This is a genomic window from Arthrobacter sp. NPDC058192 (assembly GCF_042883665.1).
Lineage (GTDB): Bacteria > Actinomycetota > Actinomycetes > Actinomycetales > Micrococcaceae > Arthrobacter.
Window position 1 is genome coordinate 222,415 of the sequence record NZ_JBHVVJ010000003.1, and the last position, 18,774, is coordinate 241,188.

Consider the following 18,774-nt stretch of genomic DNA (forward strand, 5'->3'; position numbering starts at 1 on the left):
AAAAAAAGTGGCAGAAATGCCCAAAAAGCTATAATTTCTGCCACACTGGAAACATGATCAAATCAGTGGCGATGATCGTGGTTCCCAACTTCTCGATCTTTGAGTTTGCGACCGCTTTCGAGGTCTTCGGCATCGACCGTTCGGACCGTGGAAGCGGCGTGCCCGCCTTCGATTTCCGGATCTGCGCGCCGGAACCGGGGGATGTCCCGCTCAAATCCGGGCTGTCCATGCACGTCGGCTTCGGGCTGGACGCGGCGGCGGACGCAGACCTGGTGGTGATGGCGCCCTTCGCCCGCGACGAGGACGTCCCGCCATCCGTTCTGGATGCGCTGCGGGCCGCCCACGCCCGCGGTGCGTGGGTAATGTCTATTTGTACCGGGGCCTTTGCCCTGGCCAGGGCGGGCCTGCTTGACGGCCGCCGCTGCACCACGCACTGGCACCACTCGCAGGAGCTCGCCAGCCGGTACCCTGCTGCCCTGGTGGATGAAAACGTGCTTTACGTCGAAGACGACCGGATCATCACGAGCGCCGGGACGGCCGCAGGGATCGATGCCTGCCTGCACCTGATCCGGGTTGAATTTGGCGCCAACGTGGCCGCCGCGATCGCCCGCGACATGGTGGTTCCGCCGCACCGCGACGGCGGCCAGGCACAGTACATCGACCGGCCCATTCCGCAATGCGGCTCGGAGCCCATGGAACAGCTGCTGCAGTGGATGGTCCGTCATCTGGAAGAGGAACACCCGGTCAACGAACTCGCGGCTCGGGTCCACATGTCGCCGCGGACGTTTGCGCGGCGGTTCCGCGCGGAAACGGGGGCCACCCCGGCGGCATGGCTCAACGGCCAGCGGGTGCTGCGCGCCCAGGAACTGCTGGAGACCACGGAGCTCAACATTGACGAGATCGCGCGGGAGTCCGGCTTCGGGCATTCGGTCCTGTTGCGGCACCACTTCACGAAGGCGCTGGACACGAGCCCGCAGTCCTACCGCCGCACATTCCGGGGGCACCTGGCGACGGCCTAGGCAAGACCCCTGGACAACGGCTCTGCCCCGGGGCGCGGCTAGGCAAGGTCGCGTGGTGCTGCCTCCTCGGCCGCAGCCCTGGTGCATTCGACAAGGTCACGCCATGGGCCCGTCAGTTCACGCTCGGGCAGGACCGCACGGCGTCGGTCGGCCCGGATGCTGTACATGAACCGGTCCGGCTGGGCTGTTGCCCCGCCTGCCCCGTCTGCCCCACCGGCCCCGCCGCTTCCGGTGATGGCATCCCAAGGACATGCTTCAATCAGCGGTTGCCACCGGTCGGTGTCCTCCGGTGGCTTCGGCTGGACGGTCCATGTCCGTTTCATTCCGGCCAGGCCGCCGCTGCGCTGCACGATGATTTTCATTGGACTCGGATCTTAGGGGACTCGGATCCGCAGGGGCGTGGCTTATCGTCGGACCCCCGGGAACTTCACCTTCACAGTGTCCCACGCCGCCCGAACGGCGTCATGTTCCCTCGAATTCTCGCCGAATAACTCCTTTGCAGACGCAGCGGTGGCCTTCGCGAAGGCCGCGAACGTCGCGTTCGGCGCCAGCGAACCGCCGGTCAGGGTCTCGTACCAGATCTGCCCGGGGGCGTCCCACGCGTTTCCGCCGAGGGCCGTGGCCACCAGGCAGAACGCGCGGTTCGGGATGCCGGAGTTGATGTGCACGCCGCCATAGTCCGCCCGTGTCCGTACATAGGAATCCATCGAGTCCGGCTGGGGATCCTTGCCGAGGACATCGTCGTCATACGCAGTCCCCGGGGCCTTCATGGACCGCAGGGCGGCGCCCTGAACCTGATCCGTAAACAGCCCCTCGCCGATCAGCCAGCTCGCCTCCGCGGTGGACTGCTGCTTCGTGTACTGCTCCACGAGGGCGCCGAAGACGTCAGACAGGGATTCGTTGAGGGCACCAGCCTGGTTGCGGTAGTTGAGGCCGCCGGAGAACTGCGTGACGCCGTGCGCGAGTTCGTGGCCGATCACGCTCAGCGACTTGGTGAACCTGCCGAAGACCTCGCCGTCGCCGTCGCCGAATACCATCTGCCGGCCGTCCCAGAACGCGTTGTCATAGCGTTTGCCGTAGTGGACAGTGGCTTCGAGGGGGAGCCCCCGTCCGTCGATCGAGTCGCGGTCAAAGGCGTCCGCGTAGAGCCGGTGCGTGGAGCCCAGGCCGTCGTACGCTTCATCCGTGGCGGCATCCCCGGTGGGTGGCTTGCCCTCCTTGCGGACCGGGCTGCCCGGGAGCTCTTCCAGGGACATGGCGTCATAGATGGTGCGCTCCGGTGGCCCGGGCTTGGCCCCGACCACGCCCGGGATCGCCAGCGGGGACGGCTCGGCGCGGGCCGCCCGGAAGCTACTGACGTGCAGCAGCGCCTTCCGTGCGGCCTCGGCGGCGCCGGAGAGCCGCGGCTCCTGCTGGGCGGCGATGCGGCGGAGCAGGTACGGCGGAACGATGGAACAGCGAACAGATGGATAAAACGGCACACTCGGAACGAACATGTGAGACCCCCTCATGCTTCGGGGCGTGCAGGGTAGCCCGCCACCGATGAGAACAGCCTACGAGCGGGCACCGACAAATCGGCAGGAAATTAGCCGCAGGTTTTCCGGGGAAATGCAAAACCCCGCCACTTCCTTGAAGTGGCGGGGTTTCTTCTGTGCCCTCGATAGGATTCGAACCTACGACCTTCTGCTCCGGAGGCAGACGCTCTATCCCCTGAGCTACGAGGGCATCCAGGGATCCTGCCGTTACCGGCGGGACGTCCTAGAGCTTAGCAGGAAGGTGGCCCCCAACGGAAAATCGGCCCGCCTGCGCCGGTTTTTATTCGGACGAATCAGGCGCGTTGAGTGCGTGTCCTGGCCTCTGACAAGCCACCAACTCGCCGGTCCGCTCAGTAGCCCGCGAAGGAATCCACATGCACCCTGCGGGCACCCGCGCCTCGTGCCGCGGACCCGAGCGAACGCACACTGGCTGGCGATCCGGAGACAAACACCTCCCGGCGGGCGACATCCGGGACCAGCTCCTTCAAGGCCGCCGCGTCGATCCGCCGGGCACCCGCGTCCTCCATGAAGGCCGGCGGCGCTGAACCGTCGGCAAGCCGGGCCAGGATGCGCACCCCCGAGCGATGCAGCTCCGCGGCATAGGCGAGTTCCGCCGAATTCTTTGCCAGGTACAGCAGGACGACGTCCCGGTTCGCCGCCGGGCCGCCCGCAAGGCCGCCCAGGTAAGGGGTGATGCCGATTCCGGCGGCGATGAGCAGCACAGGCGTGGACGGGTTCCGCGGCAGCACGAAGTCGCCACCCACCGTGGTGGCGCTGAGCCTGTCACCCGGGACCAGGGCCAGCAGCGAGCGTTTGGCCGATGACACCGGCTCGGCGGTCCCCACCCCGATCGTCAGCAGGGGTGCGCCGGGCGCGCTGGTCAGGCTGAACACCCGCCGGATTCCCTTTCCATCACCTTTGCCGGACTGCCTGCCGCCGGCCTGCCTGTCCTCGGCCTTATCCGGCGGCAGGTGCAGCTCCAGATACTGCCCGGCCGTGAAGCGCACGGGGCGCTCGGGACGGAAACTGAATTCCGTCGTCGTGGGCGTTAGCTGCCTCCGGTCGACGAACCGCAGCCGGACCCCGCCACGCTGCCCGGCGGCGAAGGCGAGCAGGTTGCCCACCAGCAGCGCAAGCTCCGGTGAGCTGAACACAAACCCAAGGTCGTAGGGGACTGCGAACAGCACCCCGACGACGGCGGCCTCCGCCAGCTGCTGCCAGCGCCTTGGCGGCAGGGTGAGCGGCTCGGTCAGCATGAACCCGACGAAGAACAGCACCGGACGCTGCGCGAGCGGCTGCCACAGCGCCTCAGACAGCGCCGTCCCGGACTGGAGGAGGTCGGCGGCCACGACGGACACCGCGACGACTGTGAAGACGGCGGCCATCGTCAGCTTCTGGACCCGGTAGAGCACCAGGAGCGCAGCCGGTAACACCAGCACGAGCATTGCCGGTGTCGCCGCCCACCAAGTGGCAATGTTTAATCCGGTCAGCCCGGCCAGGAAGGCTCCCGCCGCGGCCGGGTTAAAGATGTGGCGGCCGCGCCAGGCCAGCGCATATTTCGAGGCCGAGGCCAGCACACAGGCCAAGGCGACGCCGGCGAGTTCGGCCAGTTGAATCCCCTGCGTCACCTGGCTGGGCCAGAAGAGGAAGTACAGCAGGAGGCCGGTGATGAGTGAGGACTCCATATGCGGCCGCACGCGAAAGAGCGCGGCGAGTGCCCCGTTGGAGGCGTACGTCAGGCCGAGGCACAGGACCAGGTGCGCGATCATTTCCGGCAGACCGAAGGTGAGCCAGCCCAGCACGTTGAGCAGCAGGCTGTACGCGGCCAGGACGGCCAGAACCCACAGCACCAGCCGGTACATCGTGAGCCGGCCCAGGGCGGTGTCCAGCCTGGAACCGAGTGAAGTCGTGGTGATGGCAGTCATGAAAACAGCGCCCCCTCAAAGCCGGTGGAAAACTCTGCATGCCCATCCGAATGTACGGTGAGCCAGGCGAAATCGAAGTCCTTTTCCAACCGCGGGCCGTCGACAAAGAACAGCGCGGTGGCAAGCGCGTCGGCCACCATAGCGGTTTGGGCCACGACCCAGCTGGCAACGACCGTGCGGACCGGAGCTCCGGTGGTGCCGTCCAGCACGTGGTGGAAGCCGTCACCCCAGGCTCGCCGGTTGGCGGCGGAAGCGCAAAGAGCGCCCGCGCCGAACCGGATCGTCCCGATGGCCTGCGTGGGATCGTACGGGTGCTCGAGGGCCACCTCGACCGGCTGCGGCCCGGGATTCAGCAGGTCCCCGCTGGCGTCGATGAAGTGCTCCGCGTGGCCGACTTGCCGCAGCTGGGCGGAGAGCAAATCGGCGAGCTGGCCCTTGCCGGCGGCACCGACGTCGATCACGACGGGTGCGGTGTTGGTCAGCACGGCCCCCTGCCAGTCCAGGACATCCTCCCAGCGCGGCGCGGGCAGCGGCCGGCCGGACGGGCGCAGCGTGTACGCCGCGTCATAGCCAAGCTGCTCGAGGCTGCTGCCGATCAGCGGGGTCATCGCCCCGTCGGTGAGCCGGTACAGCGTGGCGTACAGCTCTCCCAGCGCCGCGGCCTCGGCGGGCAGCTCCAGACGCCCGGGCGAGCGGGCAGCGTCGGCTACGAGCGAGTCGGGCCGGAAACGGGACCACGCGGCGTCATACCGTTCCACCGTGTCGAGCAGCCCGCGGCGGTGCTCGACGGACAGGCCGGAGGGCGTGGAAATCTCCCAGCTGGTCCCGATCCCGTCAAAACTGAAGCGCGTCCAGCCCGGATGCGGCACGATTCCCCTGTCCCCGCGCCTTATTGGGCTTGGGACTTGATCTTGGCCACGGCCTGGTTGAAGCCGCCGCTGGTCAGCGACGATCCGGCAACTTTGGACACCTGGAGCTCGTCAAGCTTCTTACCCACAACCTGGGCCTGGATGCCCCCGGCGAATTCGCCTTGGAACTTGCGGGTGTTCGAGTTTGACGGGTGCGTTGTGATCTTCACATCGGACACTGTTCCGCCGGCCAGCGTCAGTTCCACCCCAACGGTCTCAGTGCCGTTGGGGGATTTGTAGTTGCCGTCGGCGCTGTACGTCCCGTCCTTGTAGGAACCGGTGCCGGCGGACCCGGGCGCCGGCGGCGCGGCCTCGGCGGCCGGCGGCTGCACAGCCGGGGCGCAGCCGGCCGCGGTGGCGGCAACGGACAGGCCGGCAAGGCCGACCAGGACGCTCTTACGGATGGCGGTATTCATGCGGGACTCGATTCGTTGCGGGGACCGGACAGCGAAACTGTGCAGGCATTGACAGTTGTGATGACGTTGGTTTCAGGGTAGCGGTTCACCTTGGAGCAAAGTGTGCGGAGCCTTAGGTTTTCCTTGGGCCGGGCCCCAGCCGTCACGCCTGGCGCGGGATTCCGCCGCACCACTGGCCCACCGGTAGGCTAGAAGTGTGACCCCAGAAGAACTTTCCCTCGCCATATCCGCCTGCCTGAAGGACGCCGTAGCGGCCGGCGAAATCGCCCTCGCCACCGCTGACATCCCGGATCAGGTGCGCGTCGAGCGCCCGAAGAACAGGGACCACGGGGACTGGGCCACCAACATTGCGTTGCAGTTGGCCAAGGCGGCAGGCACCAACCCGCGTAAATTCGCGTCCGTCCTCAGTGCCCGGTTGAAAACGATCGACGGCGTTTCCGCGGTAGACATCGCCGGGCCCGGCTTCCTGAACATCACGGTCGACGCCGCGGCTGCGGGTGCACTCGCCAAGGCCATTGTCGAAGCAGGTCCGGCCTACGGGACCAACACCGCGCTCGCCGGACACGTGGTCAACATGGAGTTCGTCTCGGCCAACCCCACCGGCCCGCTGCACATCGGCCACACCCGCTGGGCCGCCCTGGGCGACGCGATTGCGCGCGTCCTGCGGGCCTCCGGCGCCGACGTCACGGCCGAGTACTACATCAACGACGCCGGCTCCCAGATGAACGTGTTCGCGAACTCGGTGTTCGCGAGGCTCCATGGCCGGGACGTGCCCGCAGGCGGCTACCCGGGCCAGTACATCGCCGACCTCGGCCATGAGGTGCTAAGCGAGCACCCGGACATCCGCGAACTCACCGAAGTGGCGGCCCTGCCGGTAATCCGGGGGGCTGCCTACAAGGCACAGATGCACGACATCAAGGCGACGCTGGCCGAGTTCGGCGTCGACTTTGACGTCTTCTTCTCAGAGCAGGAACTCCACGACGCCGGCGCGATCGAAGATGCCGTCGCCCGCCTGCGGGAACAGGGCCACGTCTACGACGACGGCGGCGCGGTCTGGCTGCGCACCACGGACTTCGACGATGACAAGGACCGCGTGATGATCCGCGCGAACGGCGAGCCGACGTACTTCGCTGCCGACGCCGCCTACTACCTGTCCAAGAAGGACCGCGGCTACACGGAGAAGATCTACCTCCTTGGTGCCGACCACCACGGCTACATCAACCGGCTCAAGGCCATCGCAGCCGCCGCAGGCGACGATCCCGAGGTGAACATCGAGGTCCTGATCGGCCAGCTGGTCTCCGTCAACGGCGCCAAGCTTTCCAAGCGCGCGGGCAACATCATCGAGCTCAAGGACCTCATCTCCTGGCTCGGCAAGGACGCCGTGCGCTACTCCCTCGCACGGTTCCCCGCCGACTCGCCTCTGACCCTGGACCCCGAGCTACTCAAGAAGCACAGCAACGAAAACCCGGTGTTCTACGTCCAGTACGCCCACGCCCGTTCCCGCGGCGCCGCCCGCAACGCCGTGGCCGCAGGAGTGGAGCGCAGCGTGAACGGCAAAGACAGCTTCGATGCTGCCCTCCTGGACCACCCCACCGAAAACGAGCTGCTCTCGCACCTGGGCAGCTACCCTTCCGTGGTGGCCAAGGCCGCCGAACTGCGCGAGCCGCACCGCGTGGCCCGCCACCTGGAGGTCATCGCCGGTGCCTACCACCGCTGGTATGACGCCTGCCGGGTGGCCCCCCAAGGCGAAGAACCCATCACCGACACCAACCGCACCAGGCTCTGGCTCAACGACGCCACCAGCCAGGTGCTGGCCAACGGACTCGAACTGCTGGGCGTCTCGGCGCCGGAACGGATGTGACCGCCATGACTTCAAATTCCCCGCTCGCGCCCGCCTGGCTCGAGGTCCCGGCCGACCTGAACGCCCTCCACGAACCGCTGTGGGCGGCCGGTGTCGCACGGAACGGCGACGGCGAACTGACCATCGACGGGTTGGCGGTCAGCGAGTTGCAGCGGCAGTACGGCACGCCGCTGTTCGTGCTGTCCGAGTCCGACTTCCGGGCCCGGGCCCGGGCGTTCAGCGACGCGTTCAACGACGCCTTCGCGGACATCTGCGGGGGAGTGGACGTCTACTACGCTGGCAAGTCCTTCCTGTGCACCTCGGTGGTCCGCTGGGTGGAGGAGGAGGGGTTGCGCCTGGACACGGCCTCTGGCGGTGAACTTGCCGTTGCCGCCCGCGCCGGCATCCCCGGCGCCGACGTCGCCCTGCACGGCAACAACAAGTCCGACGGCGAAATCCACCGGGCCCTCGACATGCAGTTGGGCCGGATCGTGGTGGACAGCCTGGACGAACTCGAACGTGTCGCGACGATTGCAGCCAACCGGGGCGACACCGCCAGGGTTATGCTCCGGCTGACCCCCGGAGTTCACGCCCACACCCACGAGTTCATCGCCACCGCGCACGAGGACCAGAAGTTTGGCCTCTCCATGGCCGGGGATACCACCGACCAGGCCGGTCTGTCCGCCGCAGAGGAAGCCGTGGCCGCGGCAACCCGGCACGAGAGCATCGAGCTGCTGGGCCTGCACTGCCACATCGGCTCGCAGATCTTCGAACCGGACGGCTTCGCCCTCGCTGCCGAGAAGCTGCTGGATTTCCTAGCTGCGATGCAGTCCAAGTACTCCATCGTGCTGCCTGAACTGGACCTCGGGGGCGGCTACGGCATCGCCTATACTCCCGTCGACACGCCCCGCCCTGCCGCCGAAATCGCGCAGGCGATGGCCGCCGTCGTGCGCTCCAAGTGCGCCGCGCTCGGCATCACCGCACCGCGGATCTCGATCGAGCCGGGCCGCGCAATCGTCGGAAGCACCACGTTTACGCTGTACGAGGTCGGCACCATCAAGACCGTCCGGGTGGATGCTCCCGCCGCCGAGGGCAGCGGCGACGTTACGTACCCCCGCCGGTATGTGTCGGTGGACGGCGGGATGAGCGACAACCCCCGTCCGGTGCTGTACGACGCGGATTATTCGGCCATTCTCGCCTCGCGGAGCTCCGACGCGGCGCCGCAGCTGTCCCGCGTAGTGGGCAAACATTGCGAGAGCGGCGACATAGTTGTTAGAGATGTATATCTGCCCGAGGACGTGGCAGCCGGTGATCTGCTTGCTGTACCGGGGACCGGCGCCTACTGCTGGGCCCTGTCAAGCAACTACAACTATCTGGCCCGGCCGGGCGTTGTCGCTGTCAGCGACGGATCTGCCCGACTCATTGTCCGCGGGGAAACCGAAGAAGATTTGCTCAACCGCGACATGGGAGTCTGAATGACCGAATTGCGAACCCTGAAAGTGGCCCTGCTGGGCTGTGGCAACGTCGGGGCCCAGGTTGCGCGGATTCTCATTGACGACGCCGACGCACTCGCCGCGCGCACCGGCGCCCGCCTTGAACTGAGCGGCATCGCGGTCCGCAACGTGGACGCCGAGCGCGAAGTCGAACTGCCGCAGGAGCTGTTCACTACCGACGCCGAAACGCTCGCCAAGGACGCCGACCTCGTGATCGAGCTCATGGGCGGGATAGAGCCGGCCCGGACCCTGATCCTGACGGCCATGCGCAACGGGGCCTGTGTTGTCAGCGGCAACAAGGCGCTCCTGGCGCAGGACGGCCCCACGCTTTACGAGGAAGCGGACAAGGCCGGGGTGCAGCTCTCCTACGAGGCTGCCGTCGCCGGTGCCATCCCCATCCTGCGGCCGATCCGCGACAGCCTGTCCGGTGACCGGATCACCCGCGTCCTCGGCATAGTCAACGGCACCACCAACTTCATCCTCGACCAGATGGACTCCACGGGCGCACAGTTCGCCGATGCCCTGGCAGAGGCCCAGCGCCTGGGCTACGCGGAAGCCGACCCCACCGCCGACATCGAGGGCCACGACGCCGCCGCCAAGGCCGCGATCCTTGCCTCCCTGTCCTTCCACACCCGGTTCGCCCTGGAAGATGTCTCCTGCGAGGGCATCACGGCCGTCACCGCGGCGGACATCGCTGCCGCCAAGGAGGCCGGCTTCGTCATCAAGCTGCTCGCGATCGCCGAGAAACTGGAGACCGAAGACGGCAAGACCGGCGTCTCGGTCCGTGTGCATCCCACGCTGCTGCCCCGCGAGCACCCGCTTGCGGCCGTCCGCGGTGCGTTCAACGCCGTCTTCATCGAAGCCGAGAACGCCGGCGAGCTCATGTTCTACGGCCAGGGCGCCGGCGGCACGCCGACGGCCTCTGCCGTGCTGGGCGACCTCGTCTCCGCAGCCCGTCGCGTCGTCCTGGGCGGCCCCGGCCGGACCGAAACCACCACCGGGTACGTGCCCGCGCTGCCCATCGACGCCTCCGTCACGAGCTACTACATCGGGCTGGACGTAGCGGACCAGCCCGGGGTCCTGGCCAAGATCGCCCACCTCTTTGCCGAGCACAACGTGTCCATCGAAATCATGCGGCAGACCATCCACCGCGACGCCGACTCCAACGTGGAGTCAGCCGAACTACGGATCGTGACACACCGTGCACGCGAAGCCGCACTTGCAGCAACCGTCGAGGCCGTCAAGGGCCTGGACGTCATCAATTCCGTCACATCCGTTCTGCGGGTAGAAGGGGTCTAAGTGGCTCACCAATGGCGCGGTGTCATCCGCGAATACGCTGATCGTCTTCCTGTCACGGAAGCCACTAAGGTCATTACCTTGGGCGAGGGCGGCACCCCGCTCGTGCACGCCCGCCAGCTCTCGGAACTGACCGGCAGCACCGTCTACCTCAAGGTCGAGGGCATGAACCCGACCGGTTCGTTCAAGGACCGCGGCATGACCATGGCCATGACGGCGGCGGTGGCCGCCGGCGCCAAGGCCGTGGTCTGCGCCTCCACCGGCAACACCTCGGCCTCCGCCGCGGCCTACGCGACGGCGGCCGGGCTGCAGTGCGCGGTGCTGGTCCCCGAGGGCAAGATCTCCATGGGCAAGCTCAGCCAGGCAATCGCGCACGGCGCCACGCTGCTGCAGGTGGACGGCAACTTCGATGACTGTCTGGACATCGCCCGCAAGCTCGGCGAATCCTACCCGGTGTTCCTGGTCAACTCCGTCAACCCGGCCCGGATTGAGGGCCAGAAGACCGGCGCCTTTGAAGTGGTGGACTCACTCGGTGACGCCCCCGACTTCCATGTGCTTCCCGTGGGCAACGCCGGCAACATCAGCGCGTACTGGAAGGGCTACAAGGAGTACGCCGCGGCGTTCGCCTCGCCCACCGCCGGGACCTTGCCAGCCGTCGCGACCAAGACGCCGGTCATGTGGGGCTTCCAGGCCGCAGGGGCCGCGCCGTTCGTGGCCGGCCACCCGATCACCGAGCCCGACACGATCGCCACCGCCATCCGGATCGGCAATCCGGCCTCGTGGGACACCGCCGTCGCGGCGCGGGATGAATCCGGCGGCGTGATCGAGGCGGTTACAGATGAGGAAATCCTGTCCGCGCACCGCTGGCTCTCCGCCAAGGAAGGCGTCTTCGTGGAGCCCGGCTCCGCTGCCGGCGTCGCCGGTCTGATCAAGAAGCACGCGGCCGGGCAAGTGCCGGCCGGCAAGACGATCGTCATCACCGTAACCGGCCACGGCCTCAAGGACCCGCAGTGGGCCCTGCGCACCGAGGACGGCAGCGATGTGCAGCCGGTCAAGGTCTCCAACGACGTCGTCACCGTCGCAGCGGCACTGGGACTGGAAGAAAAATAACGTTGGAAACAACCCTCACCGTCCCGGCCGAATCAGCTGCCGGCTCCCCGGCCGTACCGGCCGGCCAGCTGGTCACCGTCCGGGTGCCGGCCACCAGCGCCAACCTCGGCCCCGGGTACGACAGCCTCGGTCTGGCGCTCACGCTGCACGACACGCTCACCGTGGAGACCCTTGCCAGCGGCGAACTTGAATTCGAGCTCAGCGGAGAGGGCGCCGAGTCGCTGCCCCGCGACGCGACGCACCTAGTGGTCAAGGCCCTCACCGAGGCGCTGCACCGCCTCGGCTTCCGGCACGAAGGCCTCCGGATCACCGCGGACAACGTCAACCCGCACGGCCGCGGCCTGGGTTCCTCGGCGTCGGCCGTGGTGGCGGCCGTCACCGCAGCGAATGCCCTGGTTCCGGAGCAGTCCCGACGCGGCCGGGACTGGATTCTGCAGCTGACAAGCGAAATGGAAGGCCACCCGGACAACGTCGCACCGGCCATTTTCGGCGGACTGGCGCTGTCATGGCAGGACAGTGACCAGTACAGCAGCACGTGCGCAACAGTGGCCGCATCGGTGATTCCCGTCGTCGCCGTGCCGGACTACGAGCTCTCCACCGAGGCCGCCCGGGCCCTTTTGCCGCCGTCGGTGGGCCACCACGCCGCTGCCATGAACTCCGGGCGTGCCGCCCTGCTGATCCACGCGCTGACCGCCAACCCTGAGTTCCTGCTGCCGGGCACCGAGGACTACCTGCACCAGAGCTACCGCGCCCAGGCCATGCGGCCAAGCGCCGAGCTGATCGCCGCGCTGCGCGCGGCAGGGCACGCCGCCGTCGTGTCCGGGGCCGGACCCACCGTGCTGGTGCTGGCCAACGGCGAAACTGAAGCCCGTCAGGTTGTCGACTTCATCGGCGCCCACACGGCCGGCAACACGCCGGAAGTTGGCTGGCGAGTGATGAAGCTGGCCGTGGACGTTGAAGGTGCTAAAGTAGAAGTGCACCGGCGGTAAATACGCAGGCGGTAAATCAGTAACCGTTCCAAAGACCGCGATGTTGGCCCCGTAGCCTCTCTCATCTTTCACTGCGCTATATTTTCCGGTGCCACCTGCTTTCGGTCTGACGCAGGAATCAGCAGATTTTCTCTGCCCCTGAACCGTCAGACCGCCGTTCCTCTTTTCTCGGATCGTGCATGGTGAAGCAGTATCCGGCCCTGCTGGCCGAAATTCCATCCGGCAAGGCCGAAATCCGGCTGCAGATCTGAACTGCAGCCCAGATCAAATCACCGCGTCCAGCTCTTAGCCTGGACGCCGTCGAGGGGGAAGGATCCTTCGTGACCGAAACCACTGAGCTGTCTCCGGCTGTGGATACATCTTCTGCTGCCGGATCAACGGCCGCACCTGCCAAGAGCAGCGGCCTTGCAGGCCTCAAGCTCGCCCAGCTCCAGGCCCTCGCCAGCCAGCTTGGGATCTCCGGCGGTTCCCGCATGCGTAAGGGCGATCTGGTCACGGCCATTTCGGCCCACCGTGCCGGCACTCCGGTGAATCAGGCGCCGGCCCGCGTTGCCGAAAAGGCGACCGACAACGGCACGGTTTCCCGCGCAAAGGCACCGGCTGCGGAACCCGCCGCCGAGGAGGCCCCGGCGCAGGAAGGCACCCGCGCGCGCCGCGGCCGCAGCCGCCGTGCAGGCAGCGACGGGGTTGTCGCACCGGCCGCCACCGAGGCACCCGCCCCGGCCCCGGCAGATGCCCCCGCGGTTTCCACCGAAGCCGCCGCCGAAGCCGGATCTGCGGCTTCCACGACGGAAGGCGGCGACCGGACACGGCAGCCGCGCACCCGCAACCGCCGCCGCGGTGAAGCGGCAGCCCAGGCTGCCGACGCCGCCGGCCAAAACGCCGGCGAGGTCCAGACCGAACAGCCCGCGGCCGAGCAGCGCACCGAACAGCGCGAACAGCGCCAGGGTGAACAGCGCGAACAGCGCCAGGGCGAGCAGCGGGAACAGCGCGAGCAGGGCAGCGAAGACGGCCAGCGCCGCGACTCCCGGAACCGCGGCGGCCGCGACGAGACTGCGGGCAACCGCGACAACGTCCGTGACTCCGATGATTCTGATGGCGGAAGCCGCCGGAACCGCCGCAACCGCCGTGACCGCAACGACCGCCAGGGCCAGCAGGACAGCCGCGACAACTCCTCGCGCAACGACCGCTTCCGCGACCGGAACGACCGCCGCCGCGGCCGCGCGCAGGGGCCGGACGTCGACGACGTCGAGGTCACCGAGGACGATGTCCTCCTGCCGGTCGCCGGCATCCTCGACGTGCTGGAGAACTACGCGTTCATCCGCACGTCGGGCTACCTGCCGGGCCCGAACGACGTTTACGTCTCGCTCGCCCAGGTCAAGAAGTACAACCTGCGCAAGGGCGACGCCGTCGTCGGCGCCATCCGCGCCCCGCGCGAAGGCGAGGACCGCAGCCAGCAGTCCGCCCGCCAGAAGTTCAACGCCCTGGTCCGCACCACCTCGGTCAACGGCAAGACCCCCGAGGAACTTAAGGACCGCGTCGAATTCGCGAAGCTCGTTCCGCTGTACCCCTCCGAGCGCCTGCGCCTCGAGACGGACCCGAAGAAGATCGGCCCCCGCGTCATCGACCTCGTGGCCCCGATCGGCAAGGGCCAGCGCGGGCTGATCGTTTCGCCGCCGAAGGCCGGCAAGACTCTCATCCTGCAGTCCATCGCCAACGCCATCACCACCAACAATCCTGAGGTCCACCTCATGATGGTGCTCGTTGACGAACGTCCCGAAGAAGTCACGGACATGCAGCGCACCGTCAAGGGCGAGGTCATTGCCTCCACCTTCGACCGTCCCGCCGACGACCACACCACCGTGGCCGAGCTCTCCATTGAACGCGCCAAGCGCCTCGTGGAAATGGGCATGGACGTCGTGGTGCTCCTGGACTCCATGACCCGCTTGGGCCGCGCCTACAACCTGGCAGCACCGGCCTCCGGCCGCATCCTGTCCGGTGGTGTGGACTCCGCGGCACTGTACCCGCCGAAGCGCTTCTTCGGTGCAGCCCGCAACATCGAAAACGGCGGCTCGCTGACCATCCTGGCCACCGCGCTCGTCGAGACCGGCTCCAAGATGGACGAGGTCATCTTCGAAGAGTTCAAGGGCACCGGCAACATGGAGCTCCGCCTGTCCCGCCAGCTGGCTGACAAGCGCATCTTCCCGGCCGTGGACGTCAACGCATCGGGCACCCGCCGCGAAGAGAATCTGCTCTCCGCCGAGGAAGTCAAGATCATGTGGAAGTTGCGCCGCGTCCTCTCCGGACTCGAAACGCAGCAGAGCCTTGAGCTGCTGACCAACAAGATCCGGGAGACCCAGAGCAACGTCGAGTTCCTCATGCAGGTTCAGAAGACGACGCTTGGTGCGAAGTCCGATAACGACAAGTAGCTGAGTTAGGGGTGGGGCCGTCGCGTAGATTCGCGGGCCCCACCCCTTTGTCGTTGGGGGCCGCCGGATATTTTTGCCGGCACCGCCCCTCCGCGTTGCTGCTGACGTACGCAGTACGTCAGCAGCAACGCTCCGGCAGGCCCGATGCCACTCCCTGGCCGGCAAAAATATCCGACGGCGGTCGCCCCCCGTCACCTGCCGCTGTGGGCATCACTAAACTTATACACACGGCGTTGAAAGGTTTAAGAAATGTTTGAGTCCGTACAGGGCCTGTTGGATGAGCATGATTCCATCCAGGCGCAGCTGGGGGATCCTGCTGTCTATGCTGACCAGCGGCTGGCCCGGAAACTGGGGCGGCGTTCGGCCCAGCTGAACGGCATCGTCGAGGCCTACCATCGCTGGGAAGGCATTCGAGATGACCTCGCGGCTGCCAAGGAAATGGCGGACGAGGACCCTGACTTTGCTGCTGAGGTGCCTGAGCTGGAGGAAGCTCTGGAGACGTCTGCGGCCAGGCTGCGCCGGCTGCTGATTCCGCGGGACCCGGACGACGCCCGCAACGTGATCCTCGAAGTCAAGGGCGGCGAAGGCGGCGACGAGGCCGCGCTGTTCGCCGCGGACCTGCTGCGGATGTACAGCCGTTACGCCGAATCCCGTGGCTGGAAGACCGAGATCATCTCGGCCACCGAATCGGACCTCGGCGGGTACAAGGACGTCCAGATGGCCGTCAAGGGCAGCTCGAACGACCCCGCCGAGGGCGTGTACGCGCGGCTCAAGTTCGAAGGCGGCGTCCACCGCGTGCAGCGCGTCCCCGTCACCGAATCCCAGGGCCGCATCCACACCTCGGCAGCCGGCGTACTCGTGCTCCCCGAAGTGGACGAGCCCGAGGAACTCGAGATCAACCAAAACGATCTCAAGATCGATGTCTACCGGTCCTCCGGACCCGGCGGGCAGTCGGTCAACACCACCGACTCGGCCGTGCGCATCACCCACCTTCCCACCGGCATCGTCGTGGCCATGCAGAACGAAAAGTCGCAGCTGCAGAACCGTGAAGCCGGCATGCGCGTGCTGCGTGCCCGCATCCTGGCGCACCAGCAGGAGCTGATCGACGCCGAGAACTCCGCCCAGCGCAAATCGCAGATCCGCACCATGGACCGCTCCGAGCGCATCCGTACCTACAACTACCCCGAAAACCGGGTCGCGGACCACCGCACCGGTTACAAGGCGTACAACCTGGACCAGGTCATGAACGGCGACCTGGAACCGGTGATCCAGTCGGCCATCGAACTGGACGAGCAGTCCCGGCTCGACGCCATCGGCGAATAGGTCCGGGCTGTGATGACAGCAGGCGACCGCCCGAGCCTCGCGGAGGCCGTCCGCGAGGCGACGGCGGTCCTGGCCGCGGCCGGTGTGCCCAGCCCGCGCGTCGACGCCGAGCTCCTGGCCGAGCACCTGCTCGGCGTCGGCCTCGGCCGGCTGCGCGCGCTGATGCTCGGCGATTCCCCGGCGCCGGAGGGCTATGCGGACCTCGTCGCCGAACGGGCGCAGCGGATTCCGCTGCAGCACATCACGGGTGTGGCGCATTTCCGCTACCTCGAACTCTCGGTCGGCCCGGGCGTGTTCATCCCGCGCCCGGAAACTGAATCCGTGGTCCAGCTGGTCATTGACCGCCTCCAGGGCATGCCGCATCCCAAAGTGGTGGACCTGGGCACCGGGTCCGGCGCAATCGCGGGATCGATCGCGCACGAGGTCCCCGGAGCCGAGGTCTACGCGGTGGAGTACAGCGAGTTCGCGCACGCGTGGGCGGCAAAAAACCTCCTGCCCCTGGGCGTCCACCTCGTCCGCGGCGACCTGCGCGACGCGCTGCCCGAACACGACGGCACGTTCGACGTCGTCGTCTCGAACCCGCCCTACATTCCGGCCGAAGCGATTCCGAACGAACCAGAAGTGGCGCTGCACGATCCTCCCGTTGCGCTCTACGGCGGGGGAGCGGACGGCATGGAACTTCCGACGGCGGCGGCCGCCTCGGCCGCCCGGCTGCTGGTACCCGGCGGCTACTTCGTGATGGAGCACGCGGAAGTGCAGTCCCAGTGGATCGCCGCGATGCTCGACCGTACCGGGCTGTGGTCCGAGGTGAGGACGCACCTGGACCTCAACGGCAAGGACCGGGCCACCAGCGCTGTGCTGGCACCGTCAGTCTGACCCCGCCCGTCGTAACCTCGTCAAAAGCGTGCGACAAGTAATGAAAGAATAAGGCAGTGACGACTAGCTACGATTGCACGGCAGCTGAGCAGCGCGCCGCAGGACTCGAACACGCCCAACGGGCCATCCGTGAGAACAAGTGCGTGGTTTTCCCCACGGACACGGTCTACGGCATTGCCGCCGACGCCTTTTCGCCCCTGGCCGTGACCCTGCTGCTCGCGTCCAAAGGCCGGAGCCGGAAGATGCCGCCCCCCGTGCTGATCCCCAGGCTGAACGCACTTGATGGACTTGCCACGGACGTTCCGGCCGAGGCGCGCCGGCTGGCCGAGGCTTTCTGGCCCGGCGGCCTGACCCTGATCCTGCATGCCCAGCCCTCCCTTGACTGGGATCTCGGCGAGACGAAGGGGACAGTGGCCCTGCGGATCCCTGCCGACGACGTTGCCCAGGAACTGCTGACCCTTACCGGGCCGCTGGCCGTCTCCTCCGCGAACCGCACCGGGCACGCGGCGGCGCAGACTGCTGCCGAGGCGGAGGCGCAGCTCGCGGACTCAGTGGAGGTCTACCTTGAGGACGGTCCCCGGCCCGCCGGCGGTGCCGAGGCCCTCGCCTCGACCATCATCGACGCGACCGCCCTGCCCTTGCGCGTGGTCCGCCAGGGGGCCATCAGCCTCGAGCGTTTGCGGGCCGTGGTCCCCGGTCTGGTGGACATCGACGGCAACGCCCCGGCCGCGCCTGAGCCGGTCGAGCCGGCCTTGGATGCGCCGGAGCCTGTTGAGCCCGAACCCGTTGAGCCCGAACCACGCGCGGCGCCGGGCGCAGGGTCCGGCTCCGCATGACGCTCGAGCGACAGTCTGTCCCGTTTCTCGACGTCGAAGCCACTCCGCTCACGGTCTCCCAACTGACCGCCGTCCTGAATAAGTTTGTGGCCGAGGGCGGGACGCGGTTCGTGGTGGGGCACAATCTGCACAGCGTCACGCTGCTGCACTCCGAACCCGCCTTCCGGTCTTTTTACGCAAACGCCGACGTGGTGCTGATCGACGGCGCCCCGGTGCTCTGGCTCTGGGCCAAGACGGGCGAAGAGGACGACGGAAGGGCCCCTGTGATGGATTACCGCCTGGGTTCGACCGACTGGATTCCCGCCCTGGGCAATATCCAGGGCCTCGAAAGGATTGCCGTCATCGGGGCCGGCTCGGTGGCCAACGCGGGCGCCGTGGCGAAGCTGCAGCAGATCGTCCCCGGGGCGCGGGTGGACGGCATGCCGGGTGAAGGCTGGAACAGCGACGTTGAGGAAACCGCCGTCGAATGGCTTTCCCGGCTGCGCCCGCAGCTGGTGCTCCTTGGCCTCGGCATGCCGCTGCAGGAACAGGTCCTGTCACGCCGGCTGGCCGCGCTCCCGCCGGCTGTCTACTGCACCGTCGGTGGGGCCATCGAACAAATTGCCGGTGTCCAGAAGCTGGCGCCGCGCTGGATCGGTCGACTCGGTCTCGAGTGGGCCTGGCGGCTCATGCTCCACCCCCAACGGGTGGCCTACCGGGTCTTCGGCGAGCCTTGGGTGCTGCTGGGCCTGCTGCTGCGCCGGCGGCTGCCGGTCCTCCGGCGGCAGGCCTAGGACTGC

Annotated in this window: 16 protein-coding genes and 1 tRNA gene; 11 read left to right on the forward strand and 6 right to left on the reverse strand. The window is 67.5% G+C overall.

Annotated features, from left to right (window positions below):
• The first annotated feature begins 53 nt into the window (after window positions 1–53).
• Complete coding sequence (locus ACFVVK_RS04715; RefSeq protein WP_390264113.1) at window positions 54–1,019, forward strand: GlxA family transcriptional regulator; 966 nt, start codon at window positions 54–56, stop codon at window positions 1,017–1,019.
• Window positions 1,020–1,057: 38 nt separating this feature from the next.
• Here the strand turns inward: ACFVVK_RS04715 and ACFVVK_RS04720 are convergent, their stop codons facing one another.
• The 6 genes from ACFVVK_RS04720 to ACFVVK_RS04745 all read right to left on the reverse strand — a co-directional run bounded on the left by ACFVVK_RS04720 (window position 1,058) and on the right by ACFVVK_RS04745 (window position 5,803).
• Complete coding sequence (locus ACFVVK_RS04720; RefSeq protein ID WP_390264116.1) at window positions 1,058–1,381, reverse strand: protealysin inhibitor emfourin; 324 nt, start codon at window positions 1,379–1,381, stop codon at window positions 1,058–1,060.
• A 42-nt stretch (window positions 1,382–1,423) separates the two neighbouring features.
• Window positions 1,424–2,515 (reverse strand): M4 family metallopeptidase, encoded by a 1,092-nt coding sequence (locus tag ACFVVK_RS04725; RefSeq protein WP_390264119.1) that lies wholly within the window; start codon window positions 2,513–2,515, stop codon window positions 1,424–1,426.
• Window positions 2,516–2,671: 156 nt separating this feature from the next.
• Window positions 2,672–2,744, reverse strand: a tRNA-Arg gene (locus ACFVVK_RS04730).
• A 160-nt stretch (window positions 2,745–2,904) separates the two neighbouring features.
• Window positions 2,905–4,479: a ferredoxin--NADP reductase gene (locus ACFVVK_RS04735; RefSeq protein ID WP_390264121.1), complete on the reverse strand. Its 1,575-nt coding sequence runs from the start codon at window positions 4,477–4,479 to the stop codon at window positions 2,905–2,907.
• Window positions 4,476–5,348 carry an FAD:protein FMN transferase gene (locus ACFVVK_RS04740; protein WP_390264124.1) on the reverse strand — a complete coding sequence of 291 codons (873 nt, stop codon included), beginning with the start codon at window positions 5,346–5,348 and terminating at the stop codon, window positions 4,476–4,478. The genes ACFVVK_RS04735 and ACFVVK_RS04740 overlap by 4 nt, the downstream gene beginning before the upstream one ends.
• Window positions 5,349–5,368: 20 nt before the next feature.
• A complete protein-coding gene (locus tag ACFVVK_RS04745) occupies window positions 5,369–5,803 on the reverse strand; it encodes a hypothetical protein (protein ID WP_390264127.1) in 435 nt (144 codons plus the stop codon).
• 196 nt (window positions 5,804–5,999) lie between these two features.
• Here ACFVVK_RS04745 and argS point away from each other — a divergent pair, with 196 nt between their 5' ends.
• The 10 genes from argS (at window position 6,000) to ACFVVK_RS04795 (ending at window position 18,768) form a co-directional block, all read left to right on the forward strand.
• On the forward strand, window positions 6,000–7,664 hold the full coding sequence (gene argS, locus ACFVVK_RS04750) for an arginine--tRNA ligase (RefSeq protein ID WP_390264129.1): 1,665 nt from the start codon (window positions 6,000–6,002) through the stop codon (window positions 7,662–7,664).
• Window positions 7,665–7,669: 5 nt separating this feature from the next.
• Entirely contained in the window at window positions 7,670–9,118 is a 1,449-nt protein-coding gene (lysA, locus tag ACFVVK_RS04755; RefSeq protein WP_390264132.1) for a diaminopimelate decarboxylase, read from the forward strand.
• On the forward strand, window positions 9,119–10,435 hold the full coding sequence (locus ACFVVK_RS04760) for a homoserine dehydrogenase (protein WP_390264135.1): 1,317 nt from the start codon (window positions 9,119–9,121) through the stop codon (window positions 10,433–10,435).
• Entirely contained in the window at window positions 10,436–11,542 is a 1,107-nt protein-coding gene (gene thrC / locus ACFVVK_RS04765) for a threonine synthase (RefSeq protein ID WP_390264137.1), read from the forward strand.
• Between the two features lie 2 nt (window positions 11,543–11,544).
• Entirely contained in the window at window positions 11,545–12,531 is a 987-nt protein-coding gene (thrB, locus tag ACFVVK_RS04770) for a homoserine kinase (RefSeq protein WP_390264140.1), read from the forward strand.
• 320 nt (window positions 12,532–12,851) lie between these two features.
• Window positions 12,852–14,960, forward strand: a complete 2,109-nt coding sequence (gene rho / locus ACFVVK_RS04775) for a transcription termination factor Rho (RefSeq protein ID WP_390264142.1) — start codon at window positions 12,852–12,854, stop codon at window positions 14,958–14,960.
• 249 nt (window positions 14,961–15,209) lie between these two features.
• Window positions 15,210–16,283, forward strand: coding sequence for a peptide chain release factor 1 (gene prfA, locus ACFVVK_RS04780; RefSeq protein ID WP_390264145.1), 1,074 nt, complete (start codon window positions 15,210–15,212; stop codon window positions 16,281–16,283).
• A 12-nt stretch (window positions 16,284–16,295) separates the two neighbouring features.
• The gene (gene prmC / locus ACFVVK_RS04785; protein WP_390264375.1) at window positions 16,296–17,159 is read left to right on the forward strand and encodes a peptide chain release factor N(5)-glutamine methyltransferase; all 864 of its coding nucleotides are present in this window, start codon (window positions 16,296–16,298) and stop codon (window positions 17,157–17,159) included.
• A 56-nt stretch (window positions 17,160–17,215) separates the two neighbouring features.
• Entirely contained in the window at window positions 17,216–17,995 is a 780-nt protein-coding gene (locus tag ACFVVK_RS04790) for an L-threonylcarbamoyladenylate synthase (protein ID WP_390264147.1), read from the forward strand.
• Window positions 17,992–18,768, forward strand: coding sequence for a WecB/TagA/CpsF family glycosyltransferase (locus ACFVVK_RS04795; protein ID WP_390264150.1), 777 nt, complete (start codon window positions 17,992–17,994; stop codon window positions 18,766–18,768). The genes ACFVVK_RS04790 and ACFVVK_RS04795 overlap by 4 nt, the downstream gene beginning before the upstream one ends.
• The last annotated feature ends 6 nt before the right edge of the window (window positions 18,769–18,774 follow it).